The sequence below is a fragment of the Cryobacterium sp. TMN-39-2 genome, from assembly GCF_004402745.1.
In the GTDB taxonomy this organism is placed as follows: Bacteria; Actinomycetota; Actinomycetes; order Actinomycetales; family Microbacteriaceae; genus Cryobacterium; species Cryobacterium zongtaii.
In genome coordinates, this window is record NZ_SOFX01000038.1 from 189,388 (window position 1) to 201,709 (window position 12,322).

The following is a 12,322-nucleotide window of genomic DNA, read 5'->3' on the forward strand; positions in this document are numbered from 1 at the left end:
CATAACGGCGCCTACCCCGCATAACGCGAATTCCGGTCGGTGGGGCGCGGAGCATCAGGGACCGTGGGGTTTCAGCGGGCCACCAGCCGGGTCCGCCGGGCGGCGACCTCCGCGCCGGCGTGGGCCGGCATCCGCCAGGCTTCGATCGCGGGCAGCAGGAGCAGCACCGCCAGCACCGCGAACGCCCAGCGGTAGCCGAGCTCGTCCGCGCCGGGGTCCACCAACACCGCGCCGGCCGTGGTGGCCCGCACGATGAGCGCGGCCACGGCGATGCCGAGCCCCACGGCCACCTGCTGCAGGGTGGACGCGAGGGTGTTCGCGCCGGAGGTGAGCGGCGCCGGCACATCCGCGAACTGCACCGAGTTGTAGCCGCTGAAGCCGATCGAGCGGAATACCCCGCTCGCGAAGAGCAGCACCGCGATCACGGCGATGGGGGTGGCCGGGTCGATGAACGCGCACAGCACGAACACCACGGCGCCGCAAAGGTTGCTGCCCACGATCACGATGCGGAAGCCGAACCGGCGAATCAGCGGGCTCGTCGCCGGCTTGATGGCGACGTTGCCCAGGAACACCGCCATCACGAGCAGCCCGGCTTGGGAGGCGCTCCAGCCGAATCCGGTCTGGAACAGCAACACGAACAGGAACGGTGCGGCGCCGATCAGCAGCCGGTAGACCAGCCCGCCGACATTGCCCACCCGGAACGTGGGAATGCTCAGCGCGGTCAGGTCGAGCAGCGGATGCGCCGCCCGCCGCAACCGCAACACCGCACCCGCGCCCACCCCGGCCGCCAGCGCGAGCAGCCCGCCGGCCAGCCACCAGTTCGTCGGGGCCGCCCCGACCTGTTCCATGCCGAGGACCAGCGCCGCCAGGGCCACCCCCACCAGGGTGAAACCGGCCCAGTCCAGCCGGTGCCGGTGCACAGGGTCGTTCGCCGGCACCAGCCGGAGCGCCGCCACGAACGCGACGACACCGATCGGGATGTTGACGAGGAAGATCCACTGCCAGCCCACGGTGTCGGCGAGCACCCCGCCGAGCACCGGCGCCAGCACCGGCGCTAGCAGGGCCGGCCAGGTGAGGTAGGCCATCGCATCCAGCAGGTCACGTTTCTCGATCGCGCGCAGCACCGCGAGGCGCCCGACCGGCACCATCATCGCGCCGCCCACACCCTGCAGCACCCGCATGGCGACGAGCATCGGCAGCGAGGTGCTCAGCGCGCAGAGGGCGGAGGCCACGGTGAAGATCACGATGGCCAGCGCAAAGATGCGCCGGGTGCCGAACCGGTCGGCCAGCCATCCGCTGACCGGAACCCCGACCGCCAGGGTGAGCAGGTACGCGGTCATGGCGATGTTGATGTCGACGGCGTTCACCCCGAGGTCGACGGCCATGGCCGGAGCGGCGGTCTGGATGATGGTGCCGTCGAGGATCTCCATGAAGAGGGTGGCGGCCACGAGAAGGGCGAGGGGCCGGTTGAGGGTCGCCGATCGGGTCATACCGCAATTCTCTCCCGCCGGTCGGGCCTTCCGCGGCCACCCTCGGGAGCACCGGCGGGGGGCGGATCGGCAACAGTTGCCGACGACTCGGGCAGCGGGGGACTGCCCGGCGTCAGCGGAGGCGGTCGTCGTCGAACGGCTGCACGCCATCCGCCAGGCTCCACGTCGCGGCGAACGGCATCAGGGTCTCGATCCGGGCCACCCGCACCCCCTCGGCGGTGGGCAGTAACACCCGGATGCCGGGGTGGTAGTCGAAGAGCACCTGGCGGTCCCGCCCGCACGGGCCGACCACGCCGCGACCGTGATTGCCCACGGCAACTATCGTCGTGATTTCCCGTGCACCACCGGCGCGGGCGGTGCCCAGGGCGACGAGCTCGGCGCACGGACCGCCGGTGAAGTGGAACAGGTTCACGCCGGCGAACATACGGCCGTCGGCGGCCCGGACGGCCGCGCCCATGGTGTGGGCGCCGTCCTCGTCGGGGCCGGCATCCGTGTTGGCGTCGATGGTCGCACGAGCGAGCTCGATGAGTTCGCGGTCATCCGCTGACGGGGTTTCGAGTTCGGGGGTTGCAGGCATGGGCTCATCCTACGGAGGGACGGGTCCGGCGGAGGAGCGGCCGGCGTGGCCTTCGGGGCGTTAGGCGGGTCAGGCGCCGTTATGCGGGTGGCGCGCCACCCGCATAACGGCGCCTCGCCCGCATACCTCGGCGGCCACGCCCGGGCCGAGGCGTTGCGGCTGCGCGCTGGCTCAGGTGGCGTCGGGCGTGAGCCGCGCGGCATCCTGGAGCAGGGCCCGGAACGCGTCCAGCTCGAGGGCGTCGATCGACGCGAACGTGATCGCGGCGGAGCTGACCTTGACCTTGCCGAGCCGGCCCTTGTACTGCTGAACGAGGGAACCGTCCTCGTCGGCCGCATTCACGTACACGCTGAGGTGGTTCTTCTGCCTGGCCAGTCCCACCACGAACCACTCCACGGTGGGCTTGCCCGGCCGGGCGATCACGGTGTGGCCGTAGCCGATGATCTGCTGCTCGGTGCCGCCCCAGAAGACGCCCTCCCACAGCTCGCGGGTGACCCCGGCGAAGACCTCGGAGATGATGGCGTCGAGGGCCCGCATCGAGTCGACAAAGGGGCCGTCCAGGGTCGCGAGGAACTCGTCGACGTCTCGACCGGTTAGCTCCATGGTGATCTCCTTCGGGATGGGGTGGGTGCTGTCTCGATCGTAGGGGGCGGCGCTGTCGCCGCGTCAGCGTGCACCACGGCGGCTGTCGCGAGTGTGGCACCGATCGGCGGATGCGGGGCCGGGCATCCGGCGGATGCGCTAACCCCACGTCGCTCCCGCAAACCCGCGCGGCGCTCCCACATCCACTTGGCGAGTCCGACCGTGGCAACCCCCTTGAAGGGGCACAGCCACGCGGATACGGTTCCAGCGTGCACATCTCACGAAGGAGGCCCCATGCCAGCCACCGCCTTGCCCTCCAGCGGCGATAACCCTGACGACGGCGCCGGTGCCGTCAAGATTTGCGAAGGCCGCGGCATGGTCGAGATCCATCGGATGTTCCGGGCCGGGTTCGGTGAGGCCCCGGCGCTGGTCGGTGCGGTGCCCGACAACGACGCCGAGCAGGCCGACCTCGTCGGCGACTACCTAGCGATGCTCTCCACCGGGCTGCACGCACACCACGAAGGCGAAGACACCATGCTGTGGGGCCGGCTCGAGAGCCGGGCCCCCTCCTGCGCGGTCCACGTGACGCGCATGAAGGAGCAGCACGCGCTGATGCTCGTGCACCTCAACGAACTCGATGCGGCCTTGCCGGCCTGGCGGGCGAGCGGCCGGGCAACGGATGCGGCATCCGTTGCCACAGCGCTGGCCGGCATCAATGCGGCGCTCGCCGTGCACCTGCCCGACGAGGAGACCCACATCGTGCCCGTGATGGAGACCGTCATCACGCCGAGGGAGATCGACGCGCTCTCCGAACACGGTCGGAAGGCCACCCCCAAGGGCAAGATGTTCGTTCAGCTCGGCACGATCCTCGCCGCGCAACCGGACGGCGGCGACGACTGGCAACACGAGCACCTGCCCGCTCCGGTGCGGCTGCTCTGGCGGCTCGTGGGCAGGTCACGGTACGAGCGGTACCGGGCGGCGCTGGTCAAATAGGCGGATGCGCTCGGATGTCGACCGGGTGGGCCCGGCGTTCGGAGCCGAGGGCGGTTACAGGCCCGCCAGCTCCGGGAACAGCATTCCAGGCAGGTACGGCCAGAACAGGGTGAGGGCCAGCACGACCGGGACCAGGATGATCACCAGGACGCCCAGCGCGAAGGAGTAGCTGAGGACCACGGCCATCAGCTGCAATCCCACAAAAGCGACGGGCTCGTCACGCACCTCGTGCACGTCGTCGAAGATCGTCAGCCCGTCGGCCTCCGGCGCGTTCCGCTCTGCGGTGTTGTGCTGTGTCGTGTCCATCTGTACCCCCGGGGGGAAGACTACCGGTGCGTGGAGTGGTGCGGACGTCGTTACGAGTGACCCGGGGCCGGGGATGCGCGGCGGGTTGGCTTTCAGGTTGCGCTGTCGGCTACCGCTCCATGCGGCAACGGAGGTCAGCCGGCCACGATCGGGGCCGGGTGCGATGTTGCGTTTACGGTACCCCCAGCAGGGGTGGGGTGCAACGGGGCTGATGCGCCGGGCAGGTGAGGCGGTGCGCCGGCGCGTGGGGGCGGATGGGCCGGGTGGTGACGCGGGGCGGGTGCGGGTGTGCGGCGGGGAGATGCGTTACGCGGGTCAGGCGCCGTTATGCGGGTGGCGCGCCACCCGCATAGCGGCGCGTTGCCCGCGCACCTCGGCCGACGGCATCCTGCCCGCACACCTCGGTCGACCGCATCCTGCCCGGCAGGCGTAGCGGGCGCCGGCGGCGCAGGCGTAGCGTGGACCGGGAGGCCTGGCGCAGCGCTAGCCGGGCCGAAGCGCGGGCGCGGCGTGGGCGTAGCGGGACGGTGGGACGAAACAGAGGCGCCTCGGGCCGGGCGCGGTTGGTGCCGCTCGGGCACCTCTCGCGGGGGTCGGCGCTCGAGGAGGAACTGAGATGGCCGTCAGGGAGGCCTTCACCGCCGAGGAATGGCAGGCCGTGGGGGCCGCACCGTTTCTCGTGGGACTGTACATGGTGGGGGCGTCGCCCAGAGGGCCGATGGTGGTCGTAACGGAGATGCTTGCCGCGGAGAAGGCCGTGACGCGCGAGGCGCATCACCCGGACGCGCTGCCCATCGTCAAGGAAATCGACGCGGACCTGGTGGCCGAGGTACTCGCCCGCGACCTCGGCGTGATCGACGGCGCCGCCGATGACCAGGCCCGGGTGCTGGGCGAGCTGGCCCGGGCGTTGGCCTTGGTCGAGGCGCAGGCGCCGACGATGGACTCGGCCTTCCGGGCCTGGCTGTTCCGGGTGGCCGAGCACGTGGCGCGCACCGCCACGGAGGGTGCGCCGCCGGGTGCCAGGGGCAGGCGGGGAAGCGGGGAGGTGGCCGCGGCGCTGAAGACGCTGGCGGGAATGCTCGGGGTGCCTCGACGGTGAGACCCCCGCGTGCTGCCCGAACGCCCTCCGGCCCGGAGGCTAGATGGTGCCGAGCTCGGAGAGCTTGGCGCGCACGTCGGCGTCGCTGGGCTCGACCATGTGGGTGTCGTCGGAGAACACGATCACGGGGATCTGGGTGCGGCCGCTGATGGCCTTGGCCCGGTCGGCGCCGTCGGCCACGGCCTCCAGGTCGACGTAGTCGTAGACCACACCGAGGCCGTCGAGCAGCTTCTTCGAGCGACGGCAGTCGCGGCACCACTCGGCGCCGAACATGGTGATGGTGGCGGCGGCGGATGCGGTAGGTGCGGTCATCCGTCGAGTTTAGGCGGGTGTCGGCTGAGTGGATGCCGGGTGCCGGGGGTCGCGGAGACCCCGCACGAGTCCCCGTGCGAAATAATACGCTGATCAGAGCGAAACTGTGGTTGACTCAGCTTAGGATCCACCCGAAGGAGTACCCCATGAAGCGCCCGAGCGCCGCCGTGATCGGTCTGGTCGTCAGTGCCGGATTTTGTGTCGGGTTCACCGGGTACCTGATCTACGTGGGCCTCCAACCGGATGCGCCGAGCGGTTTCGCCACGCCGGCCGAGATCTACCTGGGCGGCGGCGGACTGCTCGCCGGGGTGCTGGGCCTGGCGGTGTTCCTCGGTTTGGTGCTGCGGCCCGCTGAGCCGATGCGCGACCAGATGCCGGCCGACGACGAGACACCGCGCGTCTAGCCCACCCGCACGCCCAGCTGGGCCGACCGGCCCCGGCGACCCGGCGACCGTTCAGAGTGTGCTCAGGGCGCCGTCGGTGCGGGCGCTGCGGTGAGGTCCGGTTCATCCGCTGCGGCGGCATCCGCGGACCGAGTGCGTACCCGGGTGGCCAGCACCGGTGCGAAGAACACCACGAGCAGGCCCGCCAGCGGCACGAGGAGCAGCCCGTAGCGCAACTGGGAGAGGTCGGCGATGGCGCCGATGATGGGCGGCGAGAACAGGAAACCCAGGCGCAGCAGCCAGGCGACGATGGTGAGTCCGGTGCCGGCGCGGAAGCCGGGCAGCTCGTCTGCGGCGTGCATCGCGGCCGGGATCAGCGTGGCGACGCCGAAGCCGGCCAGGCCGAAGCCCACGACGGTGCCCGGGATCGACGGAAAGGCAAGGGCCGTGCCCATACCCAGGAACACGATCGCGCCGCCGGTGCGGGCCACAGCCCGCTGGCCGAACCTGTCGACGAGGCCGTCGCCGAGCAGCCGGCCGATGAACTGCATGCCCTGCAAAGCGATGAAGCCGAGCCCGGCCACCAGGGCGGATGCGCCGAGAGCGTCGGAGAGATAGATGGCCGACCAGGACGCGCCGGCGTCCTCGACGACGGCGCCGGAGGCGGCGATCACCACGAGCGCGCCGAGCACCAGCCACTTGCCCCAGCGGCCGGCCGAGCGGGTGGGTGCGTCGGCGTGCGGTTCCGGGGCGGTGGCTTCGGGTTCGAGGGGCTCGGGGCCGGCGAGGAGGAACCTGTAGCTGTACAGCGCGAACAGGCTGAAGGTGACGGCGGACACGATGAGGTGCTGGCCGCGCGGAATGTCGAGCTGGGCGGCGGCGGCGCCGAGGAGGCCACCGGTGACCGCGCCGATGCTCCACACTGCGTGGAAGGAGTTGAGGATAGAGCGTTTGTAGAGCCGCTGAACGCGCAGGCCGTGCGAGTTCTGGGCCACGTCGGTGATGGAGTCCATTGCTCCGGCCAGGAAGATACCGGCGGCCAGGGCAGCCCAGCTGGGGGCGATTCCGGCCAGGATCAGGCCCACCGCGGTGAGCATCGTCGAGACCACGGCGACCCGCGACGACCGGAACCGGCGGATCAGCATGCCCGCGGCGAGCCCGGCGAGGAGGGCGCCGAGCGGGAACGCCGCGACCGCGAAACCGAATTCGGCGTTGCTGAGCCCGAGCTCGGACTTGATCGCGGGATACCGGGGGATCAGGTTGGCGAACAGGGCGCCGTTCGTGAAGAACAGCATGGCAACGGCGAAGCGAGCGCGGCGCACGGCCACGTCGGGGCGGGCAGCGGTGCGTTCTGCGGAGCGGGCGGGAGGCGTCATTGCGTCAGCGGACTTTCTGGTGGTGGTGAGTGGTCGTGCGGGTCCCGTTGGTGAGCGCGAGGCACGGGTTTCAAGCTTGGCACGGATGCCGGTGGCGCCGCACCCGGGTGGCTGCGGCGGGCATCCGGTGCGGCGGCAGGTGTTGTGCTTCGTGGCAGGTATTGTTCACGGCGGCACAGGTTAGAGCAGGTGCCGCGACAACAAAGGTGTGCCGCGAGAATCAAAGTGTGCCGCGAGAACGAAGGTGTGCCGCGAGAGTGCCTCGCGGCGGTGCCTGGGTGGCCCGGCTCAGCCGAGGGGCAGCTCGAAGATGGTTTCGAGGCCGTCCTCGTCGTCCCATTGCTCGCCCACCTCGACGAAGCCGAACTGGGCGACAAGGGCCCGAGACGGCAGGTTGTCGGGACTGATGGTGGCCCGGACCACCGTGACGGCCGGCTCGATGCGGGCGCGTTCCAGCAGCGCGGTGAGTGCGGCGCGGGCATAGCCCTGCCGCCGGTATGCGGCATCCACGGCGTAGCCCACCTCGACCATGCCGGTGTCGTCCGGCGGGCCGTGGTAGCCGGACTGACCGACGGCGAGCCGCCGGGCGGGGTCGAAGATGACTCGGGTGATCCAGCTGGCGTCGCCCGGCGAGGCGGCGAGCTGCCGGCTGCGGTACCGCCAGGTGTTGGCGCTGGCCGCCTGCACGAAGAAGGGACTCAGTTCCACCGCTGCCTGCTCGTTGGCCAGGTCGAGGTCCTCCTCGGCGAGGGCATCGATGGTGACCTGGCTCAACTGCACGAGGTGCACGTTGGGCGCCACGGTGGATGGCCACGGGTCGTCGAGCGAGGAGGTAGAGATCATGGGTCCTTCGGGGCCGTTCCGGGTGGGACTGATGGTGGACGGGCCACCTGGTGGTTCGGGCGGCGAACGCAGTATCGACGGCGGCCGTGGCCGCTCCGAGCGCGCGCACCTGAGGCTACCGCTCAGCGCCCGGGTTTCTCGAGGACTTTTCCGGAGTTCGCTCAATCGTGCACCGACGTCGGCCCCGTGGACGCCTCCGGCCACCCGGACCCACGAAGAGGCGCAACTGTGCAGGCGCATCTGCTTACCCGCCGATTCCCGCGCCACAACCGGTACCCATCCAGGTGCCCCGGCCGGGCCTTCCCCGAAACGGACCGGCTGCCTATGCTGGCACCGTCGGGGGACCGGCCGCCGGCGACGGTGGCCGCCGCTGGTATCGGGAGGAGCGACCATGATGAGCGAGAAACCGCCTCTTCCGCTGGGCCCGGCGGTGCGGGGCCTGGCCGCCTGCGTGGCGCGCACCGGTCTGCTGCTCGTGCAGCGGCGCATCCACTTGCCGCGGGGCAACGCCGGCAAGCGACTGTCGTTCGCCGACGGTAGCCGCGCGGTGGTCTACCGCGAAACAGTGGTGGACCGCGCGGCGGCCCACACCCCCACGGTGTTGGTGGTGGGGTTTCGCCTGCGGCTGCTGCGCGGCCGGGCGCACCGCTGGTTTCGGGTGCAGAGCATCATGAACACCCCGCTGTTCGTCGGCTTTCCCGGCTACGTGTCGAAGCTGTGGCTGACCCACGACATCAACGGGTTGTACCGGGGCATCTACGAGTGGGACGGCCCGGAGCTCGCGGAAACCTACGCCCGCACCCTGTGGCGGGTGCTCGCGCTGGGCAGCGAACCCGGATCGATCCACTACGCGGTACTGCCCGGGGTGCACCGGGACGAGTTCCTGCGCGATCCGTACCGGTTTTCGGCCGGGGCTGTCGGCGTTGCGGGGGACTGGTGGCGTCCGGCCGAGCCGATGTCGGCCAAGCGCCGGGTGCGCGAACCCGCATGACCGATTTCGACACCGATCTTCTGATTGTGGGTGCCGGCACGACCGGCCTCACCCTTGCGCTGCAGGCCGTCGACCACGGCGCCCGGGTGCGTGTCGTCGAACGCCGGCCGGAGGCGTTCCGGCCGTCGCGGGCGATGGTGATGCATCCGCGCACCCTCGAACTCTTACGTCCGCTGGGGGTGACGGATGCCCTGCTCGCGCTCGGCGACTCCGCACCGTCGGTGCGGCTGCACCTGCCCTCGCGGGTGGTGTCGGTGTCGATCGAGAAGCTTGATCTGCCCGGCACCGCGTTCCCGCACCCGCTGCTGGTGCGGCAGTCCGACGTGGAGGCCGTGCTGGCCGCCGCGCTCGCCGAACGCGGCGTGCTGGTGCAGCGCGGTGCGGAGGTGGTGCGGCTGGCGCGGCTGCGTCAGGGCGGCGCCCGGGCCGTGCTGCGCACCGCGGACGATGAGCCGGACGAGGACGTGCTGTGCCGCTACCTGGCCGGCTGTGACGGGCCGGCGAGCCTGGTGCGCCGGTCGGTCGGCGGATTCCTCGGTGGCGACTACGACCAGGAGGTGGTGCTCGCGGACGTGGAGCTGGGCCCCGCCGGCGCCGGATCGCGGGCGGTGGCGCCGGTGATGCTCGAGACCGGGGTCGCGCATGTGGTCGTCGGGCGGCAGGGGCTGGTATTCCTGTTCAACATCGGTGAACGGGCCACCTGGCGGATGCTCGCCACCCGACGGGCCGGCGACGACCGGCAGCCGTTCGGCCAGCCGGGTCCGCCCGTACCGCAGGAGCAACTGCAGCGGCTGGTCGACGAGGCCGGGCTGCCGGCGCAGATCATCGAGGTGGCCTGGTCGGCCCAGGTGCGGCTGCAACACCGGATCGCCAGCCGGTTCAGCCGGGGTCCGCTGTTCGTGGCCGGCGATGCCGCCCACGTGCATTCGCCGGCGGGCGCGCAGGGCATGAACGCCGGCATCCACGACGCCGTGAACCTCGGCTGGAAGCTGGCGTTCGCAGCCGCGGCCGTCCGGCGGCTGCCCGAGACGGCGGACACCCCGGGTGACACGCGGCCGGGCGGCTCCCTGGCCGCCCGGCCCGGTTCGGCGCTGCTGGACTCGTACGCGCTGGAGCGTCGCCCCGCCGACCGGGCCGTGCTGCGGCTGACGCACACCATATATTGGGCCGAGGCGAGTCTGCATCCGCTGGCCCAGCTCGGCCGGGCGGTGCTGGTGCCTGTGGCCGGGCCGGTGCTGCCCTGGCTCGCCCGGCAACGCCGGCTGACCGCGGTGGGCATCCGCACCCTCTCGCAGTTCCGGCTGCGGTACCCGCACAGTCCGCTGTCGATGGACGTGCGCGCGTCACTCACCCCGGTGCGCGGCGGGCTGGCCCGGCGGGTGCTGCGGCCGGGCTCGCGGGTGCCCGACACCCTGGTGCGCTGCGAGGGCCGTCGGGTGCGCCTGCACGCGTTGCTCGCGCGGCCGGGGGTGCACATCCTGTTGCAGGCGAACGCGCGACCGGTGCCCGACCGGATGCTGAGCCCGCTGGTGCACAGTTACCGGCTCGACGACAGGCCCGGCACCGGCATGCTCGTCGTGCGACCGGACGGCTACGTCGGGCTGCGGGCTCCGGTGCTCGACGAACCGCACCTCGCCGCGTGGCTGCGCCTGGTGGGGCTGCCCGTGCGGTGAGCGGCGGGTTTAGCTGCGCACCGGTGCCTCGCAGAGTTCCAGCCTGAAGATCGGATGGTCGACCAGATCCGGCAGCTCGGCCAGGAACGGCCTGGCCCGACGGCCCAGTTTCTCGAGGTAGTCGGCGGCGACCTGGTCGTGTTCGAGGCCCCGCAGCTCGGTGGCCCGGTACGGGTGTCGGCGCCACCGGATGCGTAGCTCGCAGCGACCGGCGACCCGGAGGTTGCGCACCCACTGGGTCTCGCCGCGGCCGGCGATGACATACCGGTCGCCCTCGAACCGGAACGGTGCCACCGGGGTGCTGATCTCCCGGCCGCTGATGCGACCACGCACGATGAGGGTGGGGGTGCCGCACGCCCGGGCGACCGGGTTGACGACGTGCCGCATGAAGCGGCTGGGCGGCAGGTAACCGCGGCGGCGGGTGGGCGTGCTGCTCAAGGTAGGCCTCCATTCAGTGTCATCGGCGAGGGGCACATCCGCCTCATGCCCGACACGGTACTGCCGCGGCCGGGACCGGGGAAGGTGCCCGGGAGTTGCGCCCACACCCCCAGCGAAACCACCCGATCGGGGGTATAACTCCTGCAGAGCCATGGGACGGCGGCGGGTCGTCCGCTGACATCCGGGGCGCCACCGGCCGGCCGGAAGAAATAGCAGGAGTTGTGCATCCCGCGGCTGATCGGGGGAGTGTGTTCTGGCCGGGCAGGTCCTACGGTGAGGTATGGACTGGGTGGGCGACGTGGGGCGCGGTGAGTGGCTGCGCGAGCGGCTGGATGTGCGGTGGCGAAACATGCACTCCGCGGTGCCGCATGGTTTCGAAGCGTACGCGCGGGTGTTCCACCCCGTCACGATTGACCGGCCAGCCGGCACCGGCACCTGGTCGGGCCCAAACCGGGGGTTTGCGTCCGGCATCGATTACCGGAGCGTGCCGTGGGCGCGGGTGGCCGAGGTCGGGGGTGCCACCATGCATCCGCTGGCGCAGTTCGGCCGGCTGAACCCGGGGGTGCCCAACGAGTACAACGAACTGGTGGATGCCGACGGCTGGCGGTACTCCGAACCCGCCGTCGGCACCCTCGACGTGGCCGTTCTCGCCGCCGTGGCCCTGCACCTGGCCGCCCACACCGGCACCCCGGATGCCGGAATCGCGGCCGTGTGGGAGGGCTGGGGTGGACTCGTCAGCGGTACCGGGGTCTCCGTGATCATGGTGAGCGACGAAGAGGCGGCCGACCGCGCATCCGATCGTGCGACCGATCGTGAGACTGAGGCCGCCGAGGCGAGGCTCCGGCAGGCGGCGCTCGCCGCGATGGTCGAGCCCGACGATTCGAGGGGCCCCGGCCTGCTGCCCGCCGAGGTGTCGTCCGGTGCTCGGCTGCGACTGCCCGGGCGGGACTACGTCTTGTTCGACGCGGGCATCCGCCGGTTCGTCGACCCGGCCTGGCTGACGGATGCGCCATGGACCGATTCGACGTGGCCGCAGTCGCCGAACCTGATCTGGCCGGACGACCACGCCTGGGCGCTGGTGAGCGAGATCGACTTCGACTCTACGGTGATCGCCGGCACCCGGGCACTCGTGGACGCGCTGGTCGCCGATCCCACGATCGAGGTCCTGGAGCTGCGCGAGGGCGCCGACCTCACCTCCGAGGGTGACACGGTCAACCTTCCGCCGAACTGACTGCAGCGCCGGCTGCCGGCGGCCCAGC

Annotated in this window: 14 protein-coding genes; 6 read left to right on the forward strand and 8 right to left on the reverse strand. The window is 71.4% G+C overall.

Going from position 1 to position 12,322, the window contains the following annotated elements; translation table 11 throughout:
• Positions 1–71: 71 nt before the first annotated feature.
• The 3 genes from E3O57_RS14860 to E3O57_RS14870 form a co-directional block, all read right to left on the reverse strand.
• Entirely contained in the window at positions 72–1,490 is a 1,419-nt protein-coding gene (locus tag E3O57_RS14860) for an MFS transporter (RefSeq protein WP_103478694.1), read from the reverse strand.
• Positions 1,491–1,602: 112 nt separating this feature from the next.
• The gene (locus E3O57_RS14865) at positions 1,603–2,067 is read right to left on the reverse strand and encodes a cytidine deaminase (protein WP_198416850.1); all 465 of its coding nucleotides are present in this window, start codon (positions 2,065–2,067) and stop codon (positions 1,603–1,605) included.
• A 171-nt stretch (positions 2,068–2,238) separates the two neighbouring features.
• Positions 2,239–2,670: a DUF1801 domain-containing protein gene (locus E3O57_RS14870; RefSeq protein WP_103478695.1), complete on the reverse strand. Its 432-nt coding sequence runs from the start codon at positions 2,668–2,670 to the stop codon at positions 2,239–2,241.
• Positions 2,671–2,943: 273 nt separating this feature from the next.
• On the opposite strand from E3O57_RS14870, the gene E3O57_RS14875 reads away from it, so the two are divergent.
• Complete coding sequence (locus E3O57_RS14875; RefSeq protein ID WP_103478696.1) at positions 2,944–3,642, forward strand: hemerythrin domain-containing protein; 699 nt, start codon at positions 2,944–2,946, stop codon at positions 3,640–3,642.
• A gap of 54 nt (positions 3,643–3,696) precedes the next feature.
• Here the strand turns inward: E3O57_RS14875 and E3O57_RS14880 are convergent, their stop codons facing one another.
• Positions 3,697–3,948: a hypothetical protein gene (locus E3O57_RS14880; RefSeq protein WP_103461691.1), complete on the reverse strand. Its 252-nt coding sequence runs from the start codon at positions 3,946–3,948 to the stop codon at positions 3,697–3,699.
• Positions 3,949–4,564: 616 nt separating this feature from the next.
• On the opposite strand from E3O57_RS14880, the gene E3O57_RS14885 reads away from it, so the two are divergent.
• Positions 4,565–5,047, forward strand: a complete 483-nt coding sequence (locus E3O57_RS14885) for a hypothetical protein (protein WP_103478697.1) — start codon at positions 4,565–4,567, stop codon at positions 5,045–5,047.
• A gap of 39 nt (positions 5,048–5,086) precedes the next feature.
• On the opposite strand, the gene E3O57_RS14890 is transcribed toward E3O57_RS14885, so the two are convergent.
• Positions 5,087–5,359 carry a glutaredoxin domain-containing protein gene (locus E3O57_RS14890; protein ID WP_103478698.1) on the reverse strand — a complete coding sequence of 91 codons (273 nt, stop codon included), beginning with the start codon at positions 5,357–5,359 and terminating at the stop codon, positions 5,087–5,089.
• 146 nt (positions 5,360–5,505) lie between these two features.
• Between E3O57_RS14890 and E3O57_RS14895 the strand changes: the two genes are divergently transcribed.
• Positions 5,506–5,763 carry a hypothetical protein gene (locus tag E3O57_RS14895; protein ID WP_103478699.1) on the forward strand — a complete coding sequence of 86 codons (258 nt, stop codon included), beginning with the start codon at positions 5,506–5,508 and terminating at the stop codon, positions 5,761–5,763.
• A 62-nt stretch (positions 5,764–5,825) separates the two neighbouring features.
• Here the strand turns inward: E3O57_RS14895 and E3O57_RS14900 are convergent, their stop codons facing one another.
• Both E3O57_RS14900 and E3O57_RS14905 read right to left on the reverse strand, forming a co-directional pair.
• Positions 5,826–7,118, reverse strand: a complete 1,293-nt coding sequence (locus E3O57_RS14900; protein ID WP_088456845.1) for an MFS transporter — start codon at positions 7,116–7,118, stop codon at positions 5,826–5,828.
• A 288-nt stretch (positions 7,119–7,406) separates the two neighbouring features.
• Positions 7,407–7,961 (reverse strand): GNAT family N-acetyltransferase, encoded by a 555-nt coding sequence (locus E3O57_RS14905; protein ID WP_103478700.1) that lies wholly within the window; start codon positions 7,959–7,961, stop codon positions 7,407–7,409.
• Between the two features lie 391 nt (positions 7,962–8,352).
• On the opposite strand from E3O57_RS14905, the gene E3O57_RS14910 reads away from it, so the two are divergent.
• Both E3O57_RS14910 and E3O57_RS14915 read left to right on the forward strand, forming a co-directional pair.
• Complete coding sequence (locus E3O57_RS14910) at positions 8,353–8,952, forward strand: hypothetical protein (RefSeq protein WP_103478701.1); 600 nt, start codon at positions 8,353–8,355, stop codon at positions 8,950–8,952.
• Positions 8,949–10,625, forward strand: coding sequence for an FAD-dependent monooxygenase (locus E3O57_RS14915; RefSeq protein ID WP_103478702.1), 1,677 nt, complete (start codon positions 8,949–8,951; stop codon positions 10,623–10,625). Before E3O57_RS14910 ends, E3O57_RS14915 begins: the two co-directional genes overlap by 4 nt.
• Before the next feature lie 9 nt (positions 10,626–10,634).
• On the opposite strand, the gene E3O57_RS18765 is transcribed toward E3O57_RS14915, so the two are convergent.
• Positions 10,635–11,063, reverse strand: coding sequence for a nitroreductase/quinone reductase family protein (locus E3O57_RS18765; protein ID WP_103430060.1), 429 nt, complete (start codon positions 11,061–11,063; stop codon positions 10,635–10,637).
• A gap of 280 nt (positions 11,064–11,343) precedes the next feature.
• Here E3O57_RS18765 and E3O57_RS14925 point away from each other — a divergent pair, with 280 nt between their 5' ends.
• On the forward strand, positions 11,344–12,294 hold the full coding sequence (locus E3O57_RS14925) for a hypothetical protein (protein WP_165787865.1): 951 nt from the start codon (positions 11,344–11,346) through the stop codon (positions 12,292–12,294).
• The last annotated feature ends 28 nt before the right edge of the window (positions 12,295–12,322 follow it).

What these genes read in the sequence shown, in the direction of transcription:
- E3O57_RS14860 (WP_103478694.1), bottom strand. Translation starts at nt 1,490, where the DNA reads ATGACCCGATCGGCGACCCTCAACCGGCCCCTCGCCCTTCTCGTGGCC.
- E3O57_RS14865 (WP_198416850.1), bottom strand. Translation starts at nt 2,067, where the DNA reads ATGCCTGCAACCCCCGAACTCGAAACCCCGTCAGCGGATGACCGCGAA.
- E3O57_RS14870 (WP_103478695.1), bottom strand. Translation starts at nt 2,670, where the DNA reads ATGGAGCTAACCGGTCGAGACGTCGACGAGTTCCTCGCGACCCTGGAC.
- E3O57_RS14875 (WP_103478696.1), top strand. Translation starts at nt 2,944, where the DNA reads ATGCCAGCCACCGCCTTGCCCTCCAGCGGCGATAACCCTGACGACGGC.
- E3O57_RS14880 (WP_103461691.1), bottom strand. Translation starts at nt 3,948, where the DNA reads ATGGACACGACACAGCACAACACCGCAGAGCGGAACGCGCCGGAGGCC.
- E3O57_RS14885 (WP_103478697.1), top strand. Translation starts at nt 4,565, where the DNA reads ATGGCCGTCAGGGAGGCCTTCACCGCCGAGGAATGGCAGGCCGTGGGG.
- E3O57_RS14890 (WP_103478698.1), bottom strand. Translation starts at nt 5,359, where the DNA reads ATGACCGCACCTACCGCATCCGCCGCCGCCACCATCACCATGTTCGGC.
- E3O57_RS14895 (WP_103478699.1), top strand. Translation starts at nt 5,506, where the DNA reads ATGAAGCGCCCGAGCGCCGCCGTGATCGGTCTGGTCGTCAGTGCCGGA.
- E3O57_RS14900 (WP_088456845.1), bottom strand. Translation starts at nt 7,118, where the DNA reads ATGACGCCTCCCGCCCGCTCCGCAGAACGCACCGCTGCCCGCCCCGAC.
- E3O57_RS14905 (WP_103478700.1), bottom strand. Translation starts at nt 7,961, where the DNA reads ATGATCTCTACCTCCTCGCTCGACGACCCGTGGCCATCCACCGTGGCG.
- E3O57_RS14910 (WP_103478701.1), top strand. Translation starts at nt 8,353, where the DNA reads ATGATGAGCGAGAAACCGCCTCTTCCGCTGGGCCCGGCGGTGCGGGGC.
- E3O57_RS14915 (WP_103478702.1), top strand. Translation starts at nt 8,949, where the DNA reads ATGACCGATTTCGACACCGATCTTCTGATTGTGGGTGCCGGCACGACC.
- E3O57_RS14925 (WP_165787865.1), top strand. Translation starts at nt 11,344, where the DNA reads ATGGACTGGGTGGGCGACGTGGGGCGCGGTGAGTGGCTGCGCGAGCGG.